This window comes from Lewinella sp. LCG006 (genome assembly GCF_040784935.1).
GTDB lineage: Bacteria > Bacteroidota > Bacteroidia > Chitinophagales > Saprospiraceae > Lewinella.
Window position 1 is genome coordinate 6745188 of sequence record NZ_CP160680.1, and the last position, 18446, is coordinate 6763633.

Annotated in this window: 12 protein-coding genes; 2 read left to right on the plus strand and 10 right to left on the minus strand. The window is 45.5% G+C overall.

From position 1 onward, the window contains the following. Positions 1–2: 2 nt before the first annotated feature. From AB0L18_RS24650 to AB0L18_RS24680, 7 genes are all read right to left on the minus strand, one after another. On the minus strand, positions 3–1196 hold the full coding sequence (locus AB0L18_RS24650; protein ID WP_367389987.1) for a molybdopterin molybdotransferase MoeA: 1194 nt from the start codon (positions 1194–1196) through the stop codon (positions 3–5). A 128-nt stretch (positions 1197–1324) separates the two neighbouring features. After that, positions 1325–3604 carry an NADP-dependent malic enzyme gene (locus tag AB0L18_RS24655; protein WP_367389988.1) on the minus strand — a complete coding sequence of 760 codons (2280 nt, stop codon included), beginning with the start codon at positions 3602–3604 and terminating at the stop codon, positions 1325–1327. Positions 3605–3799: 195 nt separating this feature from the next. Beyond that, positions 3800–4243, minus strand: coding sequence for a GNAT family N-acetyltransferase (locus AB0L18_RS24660; RefSeq protein WP_367389989.1), 444 nt, complete (start codon positions 4241–4243; stop codon positions 3800–3802). Positions 4244–4281: 38 nt separating this feature from the next. Further along, entirely contained in the window at positions 4282–4845 is a 564-nt protein-coding gene (locus AB0L18_RS24665) for a hypothetical protein (RefSeq protein WP_367389990.1), read from the minus strand. 163 nt (positions 4846–5008) lie between these two features. Continuing rightward, positions 5009–7468 (minus strand): T9SS type A sorting domain-containing protein, encoded by a 2460-nt coding sequence (locus AB0L18_RS24670; protein ID WP_367389991.1) that lies wholly within the window; start codon positions 7466–7468, stop codon positions 5009–5011. A 99-nt stretch (positions 7469–7567) separates the two neighbouring features. Further along, a complete protein-coding gene (locus AB0L18_RS24675) occupies positions 7568–8038 on the minus strand; it encodes a hypothetical protein (protein ID WP_367389992.1) in 471 nt (156 codons plus the stop codon). Between the two features lie 237 nt (positions 8039–8275). Beyond that, positions 8276–11122 (minus strand): CHAT domain-containing protein, encoded by a 2847-nt coding sequence (locus AB0L18_RS24680; RefSeq protein ID WP_367389993.1) that lies wholly within the window; start codon positions 11120–11122, stop codon positions 8276–8278. Between the two features lie 594 nt (positions 11123–11716). Between AB0L18_RS24680 and AB0L18_RS24685 the strand changes: the two genes are divergently transcribed. Together AB0L18_RS24685 and AB0L18_RS24690 are read left to right on the plus strand one after the other, a co-directional pair. Further along, positions 11717–13891 (plus strand): S46 family peptidase, encoded by a 2175-nt coding sequence (locus AB0L18_RS24685; RefSeq protein WP_367389994.1) that lies wholly within the window; start codon positions 11717–11719, stop codon positions 13889–13891. 99 nt (positions 13892–13990) lie between these two features. Then, positions 13991–15232 (plus strand): hypothetical protein, encoded by a 1242-nt coding sequence (locus AB0L18_RS24690; RefSeq protein ID WP_367389995.1) that lies wholly within the window; start codon positions 13991–13993, stop codon positions 15230–15232. Positions 15233–15253: 21 nt separating this feature from the next. Here the strand turns inward: AB0L18_RS24690 and aroF are convergent, their stop codons facing one another. The 3 genes from aroF to trpB all read right to left on the minus strand — a co-directional run bounded on the left by aroF (position 15254) and on the right by trpB (position 18437). Continuing rightward, positions 15254–16258 (minus strand): 3-deoxy-7-phosphoheptulonate synthase, encoded by a 1005-nt coding sequence (gene aroF / locus AB0L18_RS24695; RefSeq protein ID WP_367389996.1) that lies wholly within the window; start codon positions 16256–16258, stop codon positions 15254–15256. Between the two features lie 15 nt (positions 16259–16273). Beyond that, positions 16274–17047 (minus strand): tryptophan synthase subunit alpha, encoded by a 774-nt coding sequence (gene trpA, locus AB0L18_RS24700; protein WP_367389997.1) that lies wholly within the window; start codon positions 17045–17047, stop codon positions 16274–16276. Positions 17048–17252: 205 nt separating this feature from the next. After that, entirely contained in the window at positions 17253–18437 is a 1185-nt protein-coding gene (trpB, locus tag AB0L18_RS24705; RefSeq protein WP_367389998.1) for a tryptophan synthase subunit beta, read from the minus strand. Positions 18438–18446: the final 9 nt, after the last annotated feature.

The following is an 18446-nucleotide window of genomic DNA, read 5'->3' on the forward strand; positions in this document are numbered from 1 at the left end:
TTTCATCGATAAAAGAATAATTCGTGTACAGTACCTGCGGGAAAATGTTGCTGCCCTCTTTCCAATCGAATAAAGGCATCACCATGTAGAAGGTTGGCTAAATCTCCCGATCCATGTCCTTTTCTGGGGTAAGCGAGAATCTGACCTTGCTCGTTATAACTGATTTTCACTTCTAACAAATAGGTAAGGTCGGGTGTAAATGTCACATCATCCTGAAGAATACCGTAGGGGCGCTTTGGAATGAGCATCCCCAAGGAGGCACGTAGCCAATCCAACAAATACACCTGGGTACACATAAAAGATGAAACCGGATTGCCAGGAAGGGCAAAAACCGTCGCTTTGAAATCAGGGTCATGACCAAACCAGAAGGGTTTCCCTGGTCGCTGAGCTACCCGATGGAATAATTTAGTGACGCCTAAACGATCAAGTGCTGTAGGTAAATAGTCGAATTTGCCTTTGGAAACACCTCCGCTGAGAACAATCAGATCGTAATCTCGCAAAAAGCCTTTCAACTTCTCAACGATCTTCTCTTCGTCATCTACTAAATGAGCCGTATCAACAGGAACACTTAAATGTTGTAAGCTCGCTTGCAAACGATAGACATTACTGCGCCGAATTTGGTGAGCAGCTGGCTGCTGGTCGATCTCTACCAATTCGTTGCCCGTAGAAACAATGATGGTTTTAGGTAAACGTGCAACCGTAATTTTTGCTTTCCCAATACTTGCTCCTACTCCTATTTCACTGGCCGAAAGTAGCGTTCCTTTTTCTACCAAGAGTTCACCTTTTGCTCGATCTTCTCCCCGGTAGTGAATATTCTGCCCTTTCTCGTAAGCTACATTGATCCTTGCTACACCGTCAACGATATCCACGTCTTCGTAACGAATAACCGTATCACAGCCGCGAGGTAGCATGGCTCCCGTCATGACTTCCAAGCATTCCGCAAGATTAGTAAGTTCTGACTCAGGATCCCCTGCTGCCACAACACCTGCTACACGAAAATGATCCAATTGAACAGCAGTATCATAGTGAATAGCTATGCCGTCCATTGTGATACGATCATAGGGAGGCAACTCCCGATCGCCATGCCAGTCTTCTTGCAAAACCCTACCAATGCCCAGCGCCAAGGGAATAGTTTCGGCACCAAAACCATGTGCGTTATTCTGGACAATTCCATAAGCTTCAGCAAGACTAATCATTTGACCCTATTTATTGCCCATAAAGTTACAAACAAACAGCAAAAAGGAAGCATAACATTTGTCACTATAAAAGTCTCGCTACTACTCATAGTGATAGTGTAGCTACACGTGTCTCCTTACTCTTTGAGTTAAATCATCTGCGCGTGAATAGCTGCGATACCTACCATATCGACAATTTGCCGAACACTGGCACCAATCTGTAAAATATGCACAGGCTTCTTCAAGCCCAGCATTACTGGTCCGATGATGTCCATTCCAGCGGCATTGCCCAATAAGTTATAAGCAATATTGGCAGCCGAAAGGCTGGGGAAGATCAAGGTATTGGCGCGCTCATTTCCCAACTTGGAAAAGGGGTAATACTTCTGCCGCAATTGAGGATCTAGTGCCATGTGAACTTGCATTTCACCATCCACCATCCACTCGGGATGCCGTTTGTGAACAATGGCGGTAGCTTCGCGCATTAGGATAGCAGACTCTCCGTTGGGCACAGAACCGAAATTGGAGTAGGTCACCAAACCTATTTTTGGGGTAATATTAAAGGTTTCTACTTGCTCTGCTACAAGCTCGGTAATGTCCGCAATGTCTTCCGGGCTGAGGAAATGGTTAACGGTAGTATCGGCGAGGAAGAGTGGTCCAAAACGTGTCTGTAGAATATGCGTACTCGCTACTTTTTTCACACCTTCACGGGGGCCAATAATTTGTAGTGCCGGCCGAAGTGTATTAGGGTACTTACGACTCAAACCACTGATCATGGCGTCGGCTTCGCCCGTTTCTACCATCATCGAACCATAATAATTCTTGTCCTGCATCAGCTCTTCCGCTTCCAGAATAGTGACGCCTTTACGTTTGCGTTTCTCGTACAACTTCTGAATGTAAGCGTCACGAGTTGCTTTTTCTTTTTCATCAACGGGCTGGCGAGGATCGATGATGCGAATGCTTTGCGGAATTTCGATACCGTGTTCCTCCGTAATAGCACGAATGACTTCATGGTTCCCCAACAGGATGGGCTCAGCTATTTTGTCTTCAATGACGACCTGCGCAGCCTTTAATACCGACACATTTTCCGCATCGGCAAAGACGACTCGTTTGCGATCTTGACGAGCTTTGGTTTCAATGATTTTCGATAGCGTATTGTCATTGCCCAAGCGTTTTCCTAACTCTAATTCGTAAGCTTCCCAGTCGGTGATCGGATATTTTGCCACGCCCGAATCCATGGCAGCTTTGGCCACTGCCGGAGCAACGGTCGTGATCAAACGAGGATCAACCGGCTTGGGTATGATATAATCGCGACCAAAGGTCAAATTGGTACTGCTATATGCAAGGTTGACAATTTCCGGCACCTGCTTCTTTGCCAGATCCGCCAGCGCACGAACAGCCGCCAGCTTCATCTCTTCGTTGATTTCCGAAGCTCGTACATCGAGCGCACCCCGAAAGATGAAAGGGAAACCAAGAACATTATTCACCTGATTAGGATAATCCGAACGCCCAGTAGCCATGATACAGTCTGGACGGGCTGAGGTGGCATCTTCGTAGCTGATTTCTGGAGTTGGATTGGCCATAGCAAAAATGACAGGGTTAGCGGCCATGTCCTTGATCATCTCCTTGTTCAAAACATTTCCTCGTGATAAACCGATGAATACATCTGCACCATTGAGGATATCTGTCAGGGAAGTATCGGCCGGCATAGAACCATTGACAAACTCTGATTTTTTTCCGTCAAGATTATCACGATCAGGGTGAATGAGTCCCTTGCTATCGTACATGAAGATGTTTTCCTTCTTGGCGCCCAAGGAAACATAGATACGGGTACATGATATCGCCGAAGCGCCAGCTCCGTTAACAATAATCCGAACTTCGCTGATGTCTTTTTCCACAATTTCCAGCGCATTCAGCAAAGCCGCTCCACTGATGATAGCTGTGCCGTGCTGGTCATCGTGCATCACTGGAATATTCAACTCCTCTTTTAAGCGCTCCTCGATTTCAAAACAATCAGGAGCTGAAATATCCTCCAGATTGACACCACCGAAGGTAGGCTCCAGCAACTTTACTGTCCGGATAAACTCATCGACGTTCTTGGTATTCAATTCCAAATCAAAACAATCGATATCGGCGTATATCTTGAAAAGCAGTCCCTTTCCTTCCATCACTGGTTTGCTGGCTTCGGGACCAATATCTCCTAATCCCAAGACCGCAGTACCATTGCTGATAACAGCTACCAGGTTGCCTTTTGCTGTGTATTTGTAAACATCATTGACGTCCTTTTCAATCGCCAGACAAGGCTCGGCAACGCCAGGAGAATAGGCCAAGGAGAGGTCTCGCTGGTTGGCCGTTTCTTTGGTAGGAATGACCTCTATTTTTCCGGGTCGTCCTTTGGCGTGGTAGTGTAAGGCTTCTTGCTTGATATCCATTAATTTGGAATTTGGTCAGTTAGGTAATACGTCTACGAAACAAGCATTCCTGGGGAAAGTTGTTTCTGGTACAGCGCGCAAATATAGGTCTAATTGCTCCGAAAAAGGAGATCACTACCGCAATTTTTAAAACGATTGACGCTACAGATCAAACCGTAGGAAAGTGATCGGTGATGTTATTACTTTGCTGGATATTTAGCGGGGATACCTCTGTTCCATAAGATAAAGATCATAACCAGGTGCCCAGTAATCTTTTTCTATATACGTTGTTTTGAAACCTGCTTTGCTAAAAAAGCCTTCTACTAATTGAGAAGTTCGAACGATGACTTTTTGCATTTCCTGATGCTTCCCCAACTGATCCAGACAGAAATTCAGGATTTGTCGCCCAAGCCCCCGTCCTTGGTATTCAGGATGAAAGACAAACCAGGAAACTTGTCCGGTGCAGGTATCCTTCTGATAAGCAAAGCCAGCACAACCCACTATGATGGCATCTACCTCCATGACGTAAAAATCAGTGGGTGCGCTTCTTAAGAAAGTCTCAAAATGTGCCAATTCCTCTTCTCCAAAATACTGGGGGGTATTCCAACGAAAGAGCTGTAAGAGTCGCTCAATATCGACAAGCTGAAATGGACGAATCATGAAGGAAGAATTTTCTCGAAAGTAGCAAAATAAACCTACTACCGCCCTCTATCTTCTACTGCTTTTTTTAATAAGTACCAATCTGCCATTTTAGGCACGACATTAATATTATCCAAGGCGACATCTCCATCCGTTCCGTTAATTTCAGCGCGAAAACGAATTTGATGACTGGCACTTGTAGCCGTAAATACAGCCGTGAATGGTATCCATTGATTGAGGGTTGCTGGCATGGGAAAAGTGATTGTTTCTTTTCCATCAATATCTATTGCCAGCACATGAATGCCTGGACATTGACAGTTGGCAGCTGCTGCTCCCGCGCGATAATCTCCATTGATGGTGTACTGTGTACCGATTGTTAACCCTTGAATTTGTTGAAAAAGGGCGGGATCAGTAATTCCTTCTTCTTGATTTAACCAGATGAAACCGCCAGGGTTTCCTCCCTGTAATTGACTCGCAGTACTCCGCTCTACCTGTTCAATTTGCCAAGCAGTAAAAGCAGGATTACCGTTAAAGGCACCATTGGTAACTAAATTGGTATTTTGTCCATTTAGAAAAAATATACAAACGGTAATAAAGAGGCCAGTCAAGAGCGTATTTTTCATGAGTAGTTATTGAACTATTTGTATTAATTTATGTCAATACGATCTTTAGAGGTAAGTGACGAAGGGTGTTATTTTCATATTATACACGCTAAGTACAATAAAAAAGCTCGCCAAGTGCCATTGACTTGACGAGCTTTCTTGCTGTTTCAAAAGGTGAGACCTTTTACTCTTTCACCACTTTCGAGGAATAAATTACGCCATCAGCGTAGATTTTAAGCAGGTATAATCCGGCTGGCTGTGCGGCCAAATCAATGGTATTTTCTACGGTGGTACGCTTTAATACCAATTGCCCGGTAGCGTTATACACTTCTACCCTATCCATAGCTATTTGAGGCAACTGCAACTCGCCGCTCGTTGGGTTAGGATACACTTTTAAGTCCGTACTGGCCAAGTCTGTAACGCCTACAGACTCCAACAAAGTCACTTCCAAACAGAAACTACCTATAGCACTGTAATCGGCTGCAGCCACGTAACCATCCACCATGAGTAGGTATTCAACCCCAGGTTCGGTAACGATCTCCAGGTAAGAATTATAAACCTGGTTATTAAAATCCTCATCATCGTTACATGCTACGGCTGTAGGGCTTGCGCAATCACCGCTGTAAAGGGCAAACTGGGTGTCCGTATTGATCATGGGATTTATGGTGTCACACTGGATAGAACGAATACTGTATTTTTCCCCATCGCCGGTAAAGGCATACCAAATGGTGTTGTTCAGTAAGGGTTCATCACCAAACCAGCATTCGTAGCCAGCACCAGGGTCATTGTCGGGATTGTAACCCGTATTGTCCTGGATAGTGGAAACCAAGGCTTCATTTAAAGGACCGTCGAACAGCGGATTAATATCAATAGCATCTACGCAAATATCGCCCGCCAGTTGCACATCCGTGACGGTGATCACATCGCTCTGGTTGTCAGAACAGCCATTACCATCCGTAAATGTGTAGGTAACAATCACTTCCCCCGCTCCCGCTGCGGCTGGATCAAAAGAGAAGCTCAGGCCGTTACCTTCGTCCGTGACGCCGGGACCACTGTAGGCTCCGCCTGCGGGGTTTCCACCTGAGATGCTCGTCTGTAAGCCAGCATCTACACCCACTGTGCTAAGACTGCTGGTGAACATAACGGTTGGAAGAGCAGCGACCGTAAGTGTGCTACTAGCGGTGGAGCTCCCTATAGTATAGCTTAGGCTGGTCGATCCTACCCCGGTGATACCAGGATCAAAGGTAAAGCTGGTTCCATTGCCATTATCCGTGACGCCGTTGCCGCTGTAAACACCACCTACTGGTGTAGCACCACCAGTTATGGTCTGAATACCAGCACCTTCACAAACGGTTCCCAGTGCAGGAAATGTGATGGAAGGGGCTACTACGGTTACAGATACAGAGGTGCTAAAGTTACTGCCACAGGCTCCACTAGCAGTAGTGTAGGTAATACTGTGTGGGCCAACACCAGCCACAGCTGGATCAAAGGAAAAAGTCATCCCATTGCCATCATCTGTTACACCGGGACCGCTGTAAGTGCCTCCCACTGGAGTAGCCCCACCCAATCCTGTTTGGATACCATCCAATTCGTTATACGTTGTCGTAGCTAAGCTGAAGACAGGTATACCTAATAGTTCTGACGGAACGAAGCTATAGCAAACTTGCTCCGCTTGACATGAGCCTATAGAAAAAATAACAAATGAAGCTGTAGGGGGGAGAAAACTTAACTCTATAGATTCGGTAAATGTTAGCTGAGGAATGTAATTACCACAAGTTGCTGATTCTGTACTAGTGGCTCCCCAAGCCGTAGCACCATTGAGCGCACCATCTACACTAAACGTAAAAACCCCACTAGGGTTATCTGGACATTCAATAACGGTTATTCCGTTGATCACCGGCATACAAGCACTACTCAAATCCACCCCTCCCGTAAAAGGCACCGTCGACAGGGCCAGGTTGGCTGCGGGGTTTTGAATGTTCCAGTTGGCCAAATTCATAATGGCCATGGCATCTGCCGGGTTACTGCGCAAGCTGGGGTTGTATTCTCCATCTGAAGCATTTAATATTGTCACTACTGCATTGGGGAAATCAGCACGGGGGTCATCCCCGATGAGGTCGCTCCCATCAAATACATCCGTGAGGTTCAAGGCCGCATAGATGGCACTCACATTGTCCAATGGATCGACAGGATTAGAGGTATCAAAGGCAAACAGGACATCACTGGCCGACAATGAGAAACCGCCATTGCCCCCTAATGAAATAGTGCCTCCTGCGCCGGTTACGGTAAGTACATCGGTACTGGTTTCACTGACAAAGACCACATCTCCCGCAGCTAAACCTCCCGTCGGGGAGGTATAGATCATATAAGGTTCCCCATCGTCAACAAGCTCACAGAGGTTGTCAAAGTGGAAAGCGCCACATGTGCTGCGCCATTCTTCATCGGTAAAGTAAATAACCGTCCCCTCGGCGATGGCTTCTCCCGCTACAAAAGAAAACCCGTCGGGGCTACTGGTTCGGGTAACACCCACAAAAGCAACTTTAGGTGTTTGAGCCTGGAGGCTAATGGATGTGATCAGCATTAAGATCACCACCAAAGCAGCACTGCGCTGCATGATGGAATTGGTAAAAGTAAATAACTTCATAATGGATAATTTTGAATATGAGACAAGGTGATTGTTGTTCCAAAATAGCATTTTGAATTGATCTTATCCTCTGGTTGTTGAACAACTTTCATTGTTTTATCAAGCCCTATCTAAGCCAAATAGCATTTTTAATCCTTTGAAGATGTGGAAAAAGGCTCTTTGCGGGCCTGCGATTGGTGTTATAGAAATTTCAAATACTCCCTGATCTATCATTACGTCCCCTGTAGCTTCACTGGTGTACGGAGTTGTAGCATCCAGAAATTCTACTTCTACTTTGTAAGGAAGATTTTTCATACTAATTGACGGGTTCAACCAGTTTTGATCGCCAAATGGTGCAATAATCGGCAGCTTTGGCTCTTTCACCTCACTTTTAACCTGCAATACAGTGACGTAGTCTTTTTTAGGTGATACGGTATTATCAGTAATTGTAATCGTTATATTAAGTTTACTATCAAAAGGCGTTCCATCTTCGGTTTCCAGAAAGCAACCAAACCCTGGATCGGCTGCTTTGGGTTGAACGACTTTAACTTTCTTTTTGTCTCCTTCATTGAATACAGGATCGTTGGCCATTGGTTTGATTATTTTATAGTGTATGAAATAAATCAGATGAATGATTCAAGTACGCTGGTTAGTGACGGATTAAAAATAACTGCCCCCATTTTTGATTCGCTAAAATTTTCTAAGCAAGCGACTAAAAGGAGCTTGCGTGAAAATATTCGCGAATCGGTAGAAAAAATGGGGGGCAGTTATTTCCGTCTTTTTACTTAATGTACCTGGCAAGCTATAAGGTAAGTCCCAATGCGGTTTTTATTCCAAAAGCACAAACCCTGCCCATAGAAAAGGATCCTGGTAGCGTGCTCGCATGTAAGCTTGTGCTGCGCGAAATGCTTCCGGAATAGACTTTCCTTCCTCCAACCACGCTATGTAAAAAGTAGTCATAAAAGCCTGGGCCTGATAATCAGGCACTTGCCAGAGGGTCATAATAAGGTAGCGCGCTCCGGCAATTTTGAAGGCACGCTGTAGGCCATAGACGCCTTCTGTGCTTTTAATATCTCCCAAGCCTGTTTCACAGGCTGAAAGAATGACCAGTTCGGTTTCCCTCAGATTCATTTTGCTCACTTCGTAGGCCGTCAGTATGCCATCTTCTCCGCCTTGCGCTCTGGGGCGGCCAGTGCTCCAGGCGTAATTGCCGTCGGCCAGCACCAATCCAGAACGAATCATCGAGCGTTCCGAGCTACGGAAAGCCAGCTCATCTACGCCAGGAATTTGTTCGGGGTCCGGAAAAAAGAAGCCGTGCGTCGCCAGGTGAAGAATGCCAGGAGACGGCCTGGCTTTACCAAAATCCTTCAGGGAGGCCTCTGTTGCGTCCTTTCCCATCAGTACCCTGGTTGGGTAGCCTGCTTCTACGAGCAAGTCTTTGCCCATCGTTATTTCTACTTCCGTCCAGGGAAGTTCCTGCCAATAGGCACCCTCCTTATCGTTTTCAAGGGACTGGTTTTGCGGGCCCCATAGGTGCCTTCCTCTACTTGAGGTACTGTTCATATCCGGGGTGACCTCCTCTTGCTTAGTATCTCCATAGTTAATCCCGCCGTACAGCACTGCTGCGGACATGGCCTCTTCCGTACTTGTTTTTCTTGACACAACCAATTGCCGCGTACTTCCCAGCGTGTACCATTCAAACTTTCGTGACAAGCTAACACCATCAGGCGAAGGGATAGCTCCTAAATTGACTCTATGCAGCAAGCCAGAAGGAGAACAATAAATGCGTTTGATACCGCTGTGTTTGTCCAAAGCCTCTGCTATTGGTTCCCATATTAGTTGGTACAACAAATTTCCTATAGCGTCCTTGCTGTACATGGCGTTGATCATAGCAGCGTTAGACACTGATTTACTATGAAGTAGGCTGTCTAAACTGCTTTCTGAAAACAAAGGGATAAAGAGGGGCAACTGCGAATTTTGGGCCAATAGTAAGGCGGCATATTTCATCGACTTCTGGCCATCACTAGTGCTCAGGTACTGAATAAATTCGATAGCCACCTCTTCTGCTTGAAGTTCATTTTGTACTTCTTTCCAGGTAACTTGCTGTAACGCACTGCCAAAGTCTGCCGTTCTTCTGATCAATGCTTTTTCAAGCCAACTTGCCTCCATTTCCAGTTGCTCCACATTTTCTTGCTCCTCCAATGGTGAGGCATACTGCGCTGCCAACTGCTGGTGAACGCTCCGTAAGTCTTCATACATAGCATTGGTCGCACTGTCTACGGTGGTCAATTGGTTCAACTGAAGTGCAGCCTGTAAAAGGAAGCCCTTATAGACCATGATTTTATCATAAGCCAAGTCGGCGAGCAGTGGATATTGTTCCGCAAAAGCAAAGTAGTAGTACAAGTTCTTTTTGTAGTCCTCGGTGTAATTGGCCAATTCCTCTTCAGAGAAATGCCGGGTGGCACTGGTGAGACCTTTTTCTTCCAGTTCACCTAAAGCTCGCAGGGCTTCAGCAGCGGCTTGGTAATCTTGTAAAGCCTGTTCACTTTCGGCAAGTGATTTTAAGCCGCGTAAATAGCGCGGGTGATTTTTGCTCAAATGAAAGGCTAGCATCGTCAATGCCTGTAGCTGCGTTTCTTTGCTTAATTGAATCTTGCCTTGAGCAAAATAGACATCTCCCAAATTCTGTAAAAAGTAACCATAATCCACCCCATTGGCTTGGCCATTATTGGTCAGAATAGCTAAAGCTTGATGGAGGTATTCTTCTGCCGCCGTTAGTCGCCCGGTATATTCATAAATGACGGCCAAGCTATTGAGAATGGTGGCATAATCCTGATGGTCGGTGCCAATGTATTCGCTTTCCAGGCTTTTGGCCTCATTGTAATACTGTTCAGCAAGTTCAAGCTCGTTCAGCTGAAAATACAAAGCCCCTAGATTAAGAAGTAGATCAGTATAAGTGTAAAGGTCCAGTTCTTCTTGGGCCTCGTAGATGGCCTTGGCTTCCAGGTAAAGATTTTTGGCTTTTGCATTATTACTGGTGAGGTAATACAAGTTGCCTAAACTGATCAGACTCATGCCGTAGTCAGGGTGAGAGGTGCCTAACAGTCGTTCTCTTATTTCTTTAGCCGATAATCCATAAATTTCTGCTTGTTCATAATCCCCCAAATTCATGTAGAGGCCCGACAAATTGAGCAGGGTATTGGCGTAGGTTAAACTTTCACGACCTGCACTCTGCTCCCGAATCCGTAAAACCTCCTGGTAGATGGGTGCTGCTTGCTCAAACGCTCCCATCACATCATAGACGATGGCTAGATTATTCAGGCTTTTACCATAATCCAGATGCATGGTTCCCAATAATTCCGCCCTCAATTCCTTTGATTGCAGGTACCAGGGAATAGCTTCCTGGTTTTGCCCCATGAAATAGCGTATCCTCCCCTCGTTAAAACAATAACTCGCATAAGCCACCGAATGCTCCCCACAGCAGGCCATGGCCATCTCCCCAGCAGCAGCCGAAGCGGCAAAGGCCAATTCAAATTCCGCCTCCGCCGTGTAAGCACGTGAAACCTCGATAAGGCTATCAATAGTTGGTGGAGTAACGGTAGGCTGAGCAATAGCCAAAAAAGGGAAGAACAGCTGTACACACAGCTGAAGTAAAAGGGATGTAGGGGTTTTCATACGGGTTAATACGGCTGCTTTTGTTCAGCTGATCACAAGATTGCAAAAAATCAGGGAAGGGCAAAATGAAGCTTGAGCATGATGAGGTGGGCCGCAATAACCATGAAGCACAAAAAAAAGCCCCGTTAGCGAACTGCTAACAGGACCCAAAAGTCATCCCTATGATTAATTCGTTAGCGTAATGGATATTACGCAATAGTCTTAGCGTAATCGCTGTAACAAAAATAGCTTTCCTTTTTTCATCAACAAAATAATCCCGTCTTCCTTTACGAAACGTACCCTAAACCAACGGGAACGGTGATTTTATGACTCAATTTTGTAATTAATACTTCACAATAGTATTTTTTAGAAAAAATATTCACTCCGAGCAGCGTTTTCATAACATAAGGCATCTAGCCCTTATACACGAGTTGATTTTCAGAGCGAACCTTTAACAGATTTTCCTTCAAATGAAGCACCACTCAGCACAATGCGAGTGGTGCTTTCTTCATTTATAGTCCTCCCAGCCCCCCTAAAATACGGATCAAGTCTACCCATATCCTTTCATATTGTTCTTATCTTGCGGTAAAATTTCAAGTAAACCAATTTATCTATATGAGATCTTTTCTTTTGACCGCATTAATGGTCATCACCCTCAGCGTTACCAGTTTCGCGGGAGAAGGTATGTGGCTGCCCCTCTTGCTTGGCCAGCTCAACGAATCCGAGATGCAGGCCATGGGCATGAAAATGACTGCGGAAGACATTTACAGTGTCAATCAGGGTAGTCTTAAGGATGCTATTGTTCACTTCGGCGGTTTTTGTACCGGAGAAGTAATTTCCTCAGAAGGACTCTTACTCACCAACCACCACTGCGGCTTTGGCCAAATCCAATCTCACTCTAGCTTGGAGAACAACTACCTTGAAGATGGCTTCTGGGCCATGAACAAAAGCCAGGAGTTAGCTAATCCGGGTCTTTTCGTTACTTTTATTGTTAGAATCGAGGATGTAACTGAGGCCGTAAAAGCATATATTCCCGAAGGGGAAGAAGCAAAAAACAGTGATCTTGCCAAAATTCTAGAAGAGGTGACCCAGCGTATGAAAGGGGATATAGAAAGAGAGGATTACCAAGACATTGTCATCCGGCCTTTCTTTAATGGCAACCAGTTTTTTGCTTTTGTTACCGAAACCTATAATGACATTCGTCTGGTCGGAGCCCCTCCTTCCAGCATTGGCAAATTCGGTGCCGATACCGACAACTGGGAATGGCCAAGACATACTGGTGACTTCTCCTTGTTCCGTATCTATGCTGGCCCCGATGGCAAACCAGCAGCGTATAGTGAAAATAATGTTCCTCTTAAACCTCGCCATTACTTGCCGGTGAGCATGGATGGCGTCAAGGAAGATGATTTTACGTTGGTATTCGGTTTTCCTGGCCGTACCAATGAATACCTTCCTTCGGTCGCTATTGATCAAATGGTCAACACCCTCAACCCGATCCGCATAGGCATTCGCGATCGATCACTACACGTGCTCGACATAGCCATGAGAGAAAAACCTGAAGCTCGAATCCAGTATGCTGCCAAGCAAGCCAGAATTGCCAATAGCTGGAAAAAATGGAAAGGAGAAAGCCAGGGAATCATCGCCACTGATGCTATTACCAAAAGAGTTATGATGGAACAAGCATTTCTGGCAGCCGTAAAGGCTGATCCCAACCATCCCGCAGAATACAGTCAATTGTTGAAAGAATTTGATTTCCTCTACAATAAGATTGAGCCCTTTGCCGTAAGTCGGGATTACGTCAATGAGATCATGTACGTCAATATTGAGCTGTTTCGCATGGCCAATAGCCTCAATAAATACCTGAATATCTACAAAAGCAATGGCCTCAAAGCATTAGAGGATAGAATTCCTGCACTCACGGCCTCCCTGGAAGGATTTTACAAGGACTATGACGCAGAAATTGACCGTACCATCGCCAGCTCGCTCATGGGCGTCTATTATACCTCTTTAGCCAAAGAACACCAGGCTACCTACGCCACTGATCAATTGGAATATGCTGGTGGCAACGTAGAGGTACTGATGAATAAAATTTTTGGGAGTTCTTTTCTTACTAAAGGGGATTTAGCATTGAAAATTTTGAGCGAAAACCCAGCTAAGTTTTTTGAACAGCTGCAAGGAGATTACGCATTTCAGTTTGTCAACGAAATTCTCGGTTTCTCTAATAAAGCCATCTTCAACCCCTACAACGAAATCAACGACCAAATTCAGGATGCTCAACGCCGCTACATGGCAGCATTAATGGAGGTCTTCCCGGATCGCCGCTTTTACCCCGACGCCAACAGCACCCTGCGGGTGACGTACGGCAAAGTGGAAGGTTATACCGTGAGTCCTACGGAATCTTATGATTTTGCCACAGACCTGGATGGCGTAATCGCAAAATACGTTCCCGGTGACTATGAATTCGATGTTCCTGCCAAACTGCGCGAACTATACGAAGCAAAAGACTTTGGCGAATATATCAATGACGAAGGTCGGGTACCCGTCTGTTTCCTCGGCTCCAACCATACGACCGGCGGCAATTCCGGTTCTCCAGCCATCGACGCTTATGGTAACCTCATCGGTCTCAATTTCGACCGCACCTGGCACGGCACGATGAGTGATATTAACTATGATCCTGACATCTGTCGCAATATTATGGTGGATGTAAAATACATCTTGTTCATCATTGACAAATTTGCGGGTGCCGGGCATCTGGTGGAAGAGATGACTTTGGTACATCCCAAGGGGTAATCCAAGCATAATTTAGTTAGTAGAGCGTAAAATATTGATTCTCTTTGTCTCATTATTTTATGCTCTACCTAGCTTTTCTAAAAAGCTAAAATTCTCTCTATGTTAAAATATCGCGCTTCTATCTTAGTTTGTTTAACGCTCTTTTTTTCTTTGAATAGCCTTCTATCGAAAACCCTATTCATTTCTGCAAGTTATCTTAATTACAACCAGCCTTCTTATCTCCTCCTTCATCACCAGGATGGAAGCTTAATAAATTGCTACGAAATAAAAGCGAGGGATTTTCGTCGAGGTGTACAATTGAAATATGAAGTACTTAATGAATCTCCTATTGTCTTGACAACAATGAGAGTTGAGGAAGACAACGAAAATATTGGCTTTTCTAACATGAGTTTTGTTGATATTCCCGACGGATATGTTCTGAACTTTGAGCCACATATTACTAGCTTGAAAGGGGAATTAGGGGCAATTGAGGTATTGGCGAACGTTACCAACAGCGTTCATTTTGGCCAAATATCGTTCGTTAATGCCACCTCTTTTTTCAAGCAAACTCAGTCAAATGAGCACTCCCTTTCTTATCGAACGAACTTACTTCCGAAAACACCTTTATTTATGGCCATTGAAGCCGAAAAAGCAAGCTGGTATTATTTGCAACATGACTCGATATTACAGACACAGAATTTATTACACTCGCTGGATTTTGATGATTTCCATGAGTTCACGAACTACCATACGTTGACATTAGATGAGGATATATATCACCTTCAGGTGCGATTATTTAGCGAAAAAATGAGGTTGCCGATTAATCTAAGTTTTCCTAAAGTTGAGAAAAACATTCGGATACCTGATCCTCTTGAACTTAAATGCGACAAATATGAGATGATTATTGATCGTGTGGATAAAGAAAACAATCGTTTAGTTATACAGCATTTTTCAGGGCCTACTTTCCCGACAAATATCGAACCACAAATCAAAGAATACTCAACTTCATTTGATGGTGATTTATTTCAACTATCTGCAGATAAAGACTTCAAATTTTATAATGCCGTCATGACATTACAAGACTCTGATCGCAAGATTAGATCTCACTGGATGATTTACGGTAAAGTTGAGCGTGAAAATAAGTTCACGCTACCAGAGATACCTACCAAAATCGTCAATAAGTATCCATTTATCCGTACACAGATTAATCCGACGTCTTATTTATGCTGGCTCATTACTGCTGATAATGACTATTCTTTAAGCGACTTTTCGTCGCCATTTCAGATAATGGACGTAAATTGGTGGCTCGCCAACAACTCACTGGTAATCAGGCAGTCTACAGCGACTACAAAAAAAGAATAAAGGTATCCAGTTCAAAAAACACTACTCCTGCAACCATTCCATCCGTTTGAGTTGCTGATACAGCTTCTCTGCTTGCCCAAAACTCAACGTTTGCTGGCCATCACTGAAAGCTTTTTCCGGTTCGTGATGAACCTCCATGATAATACCATCTGCTCCTGCAACGGCTGAGGCTAGCGCTATTTTATCAACAAAACGGCGAACACCGATGCCGTGGCTAGGGTCGGCAATCACTGGCAAGTGGGTCTTCTCTTTGAGCATTACCAGTGCATTGATATCGAAAGTATTGCGATAAGCTGTCTCATATGAACGAATACCCCGTTCACAGAGCATGATTCGTTCGTTGCCGTTACTGAAGATGTACTCTGCCGAGGCCAATAACTCGTCGATGGTGCCAGAAATACCTCGCTTTAGCAACACCGGGCGATCTACTTCACCCAAAGCATCTAACAAGTTGAAATTCTGACTATTACGAGCTCCCACTTGAAATACATCTACATAGTCATACATCTCTTCAATTTGGTCCACCATCATCACTTCTGTAATGATTTTGATACCTGCCTCTCTGGTCTGCTCGTGCCACATTTTCAGGCCTTCAATACCCAAGCCTCGGAAGCTATAAGGAGAGGAACGAGGCTTGTACACCCCACCTCGCATAATACGGATGCCATTCTTTTTCATATGCGCTATCGTGAGCGCTACCTGCTCCTCCGACTCTATACTACAAGGGCCAACCATCATCGCAGGTGAGCCCTCCCCTATCCGAATACCGTCACCCAAATCAATAACGGTATTGTCTATGCGCCATTTTTTGGAGACCAGTTTGTAGGCATCACTCACGCGGTGAATGTCTTTGATCCCGGGTAAAGTGCCAATAGATCGGATGTCAAATTTTGTCTTCCCTACTCCTACCAAATAGTTGGCGTATTGGGTTTTCACCGGATTTAAGGAGTACTTGATTCTGGTCAGCTCTTTTTCCAGCCGAGCCAGTTGTTCTTGATTGATTTGGGGTTCTAATTGAATGATCATAATTTCTTTGTTTTATTAGCCTCTTACCATGGCTACAAATTGATTCGTTGTTGTTGTCACATCATCACCCGCAGCGAGTGCTTTGATGTAGGCACTTCCTATAATGGCACCAGCAGCGTACTTGCAAGCCGTAGCATAAGTCTCATGATCCGAAATACCAAAACCAATCAGTCGAGGGTTGTGCAAATCCATCGCTGCTATCCGTTCGAAGTAGGTGATTTGCTGATCTGAAATACCACTTTTAGCTCCCGTAATCGCTGCACTCGACACCATGTAGATAAACCCATCACTCAATTCATCTACTTTCTTTATGCGGTCATCCGTCGTTTGCGGCGTGATCAAAAAGCTCATACTGAGCCCTGCCGTTTCTATCTTCTTTTGGTAATGCTGCTCATATTCATAAAGCGGCAAATCCGGTAAAATAAGGCCATCTATCTCCGCCTTCAGGCAATCTGCCAGAAAACGATCAAATCCATACTGCAATACCTGGTTGAAATAGCCCATCAATACCAAGGGTATATCAACAGATTGCCTTGCTGCCCGGAGCTGCTCGAATAAAAGCGGCATGGTCAAACCATTGCGCAGCGCCTGGGTGCCACTTTCCTGAATAGTAGGCCCATCTGCCAAGGGATCACTGTAAGGCATACCTACTTCTATCAAGTCTACCCCAGCGGCTGCCAAAGCCTTGATGATGGTCACCGTGTCTTCTTTCTGAGGGTATCCTGCCGTAAAATAGATGTTCAGGATATGCTCCTGCTTATTTTGAAAAAGTTGTTTTATGCGATTCATTTTTTGTTGTTTTTGCTCATCCCGAATTCTCGGGACTCGCGGGGTACTCCTCCCGAAGCCTCGGGATTCGTGGAGGTGCTCTCCCGACAAAAGGTCGGGATCGTGGTTTTTTCTACCACCTAGTAGCATCAAGCTCGTAAGCGCAGCGAACACAACCGTGAGTCCCGAGGCTTCGGTATGAGCACTCCGCGAGTGCAGCGAGCACCTATCTATCCAAATATTTCATATAAGTATCCAAATCTTTATCCCCTCGTCCGGAAAGACAAATGACTAAGACGTCGTCGGCGTTGTACTTCATCTTGTCTAAAGCGGAGAAGGCGTGGGCGGTTTCCAAGGCGGGGATAATCCCTTCTGTTCGGCTGACATCTAAGGCTGCTTTGAGTGCTTCTTCGTCGGTTACATGGATCGCTTCGGCACGGCCTGTTTTGATCAGGTGGGCATGCATAGGGCCGATACCTGGATAATCCAGTCCGGCAGAGATGCTGTAGGGTTCGATAATCTGACCATCTTCTGTTTGCATCAGCAGCGTGCGGCTGCCGTGGATCACGCCTTCTGTTCCCAGAACGCTGGTGGCAGCAGATTCTCCCGAGTCAATTCCAAGACCAGCAGCTTCAACGGCAATCAGGCGTACCCGTTCGTCATTGAGGTAGTGATAGAAGGCTCCAGCAGCATTACTCCCTCCTCCTACACAGGCAATCACTGCATCGGGATAATCTCTTCCGGTATGTTCCTCCAACTGGTAGCGCATCTCTTCCGAAATCACCGACTGAAAACGGGCGACCATATCCGGATAAGGATGGGGCCCCACCACCGAGCCAATGATGTAATGCGTATCGGTAGGATTGTTGATCCAATCGCGGATGGCCTCATTGGTAGCGTCTTTGAGGGTGCGGCTGCCACTCATGGCAGGGCGAACTTCAGCACCTAGCATCCTCATTCTGGCTACGTTGGGAGCTTGTCGGGCAATGTCTACTTCGCCCATGTAGACGATGCACTCTACGCCCATCAGTGCACATACTGTTGCGGTAGCTACACCGTGCTGGCCAGCACCCGTTTCGGCGATAATGCGCTTTTTGCCCAAACGTTGGGCCAGCAGAATCTGCCCAATAGTATTGTTGATTTTGTGGGCCCCTGTGTGATTGAGGTCTTCACGTTTCAGGTAGATGGTCACTCCGTAGCGCTCACTCAGTCGCTTTGCGAGGTAAAGCGGTGTGGGCCGCCCGACGTAATCGCGCAGCAAATGCTGGAAATCCCTTTGGAATTTTTCTTCCTGCATCATGCTCAAGTAAGTTTGGCGCAATTCTTCCACGTTGGGGTAAAGCATTTCCGGGATGTAGGCTCCGCCAAAATCACCATAATACCCATGCTCGTCTACTGCTATTGTTTTCATTGTTTCTTT

What these genes read in the sequence shown, in the direction of transcription:
- AB0L18_RS24650 (WP_367389987.1), bottom strand. Translation starts at nt 1,196, where the DNA reads ATGATTAGTCTTGCTGAAGCTTATGGAATTGTCCAGAATAACGCACAT.
- AB0L18_RS24655 (WP_367389988.1), bottom strand. Translation starts at nt 3,604, where the DNA reads ATGGATATCAAGCAAGAAGCCTTACACTACCACGCCAAAGGACGACCC.
- AB0L18_RS24660 (WP_367389989.1), bottom strand. Translation starts at nt 4,243, where the DNA reads ATGATTCGTCCATTTCAGCTTGTCGATATTGAGCGACTCTTACAGCTC.
- AB0L18_RS24665 (WP_367389990.1), bottom strand. Translation starts at nt 4,845, where the DNA reads ATGAAAAATACGCTCTTGACTGGCCTCTTTATTACCGTTTGTATATTT.
- AB0L18_RS24670 (WP_367389991.1), bottom strand. Translation starts at nt 7,468, where the DNA reads ATGAAGTTATTTACTTTTACCAATTCCATCATGCAGCGCAGTGCTGCT.
- AB0L18_RS24675 (WP_367389992.1), bottom strand. Translation starts at nt 8,038, where the DNA reads ATGGCCAACGATCCTGTATTCAATGAAGGAGACAAAAAGAAAGTTAAA.
- AB0L18_RS24680 (WP_367389993.1), bottom strand. Translation starts at nt 11,122, where the DNA reads ATGAAAACCCCTACATCCCTTTTACTTCAGCTGTGTGTACAGCTGTTC.
- AB0L18_RS24685 (WP_367389994.1), top strand. Translation starts at nt 11,717, where the DNA reads ATGAGATCTTTTCTTTTGACCGCATTAATGGTCATCACCCTCAGCGTT.
- AB0L18_RS24690 (WP_367389995.1), top strand. Translation starts at nt 13,991, where the DNA reads ATGTTAAAATATCGCGCTTCTATCTTAGTTTGTTTAACGCTCTTTTTT.
- aroF (WP_367389996.1), bottom strand. Translation starts at nt 16,258, where the DNA reads ATGATCATTCAATTAGAACCCCAAATCAATCAAGAACAACTGGCTCGG.
- trpA (WP_367389997.1), bottom strand. Translation starts at nt 17,047, where the DNA reads ATGAATCGCATAAAACAACTTTTTCAAAATAAGCAGGAGCATATCCTG.
- trpB (WP_367389998.1), bottom strand. Translation starts at nt 18,437, where the DNA reads ATGAAAACAATAGCAGTAGACGAGCATGGGTATTATGGTGATTTTGGC.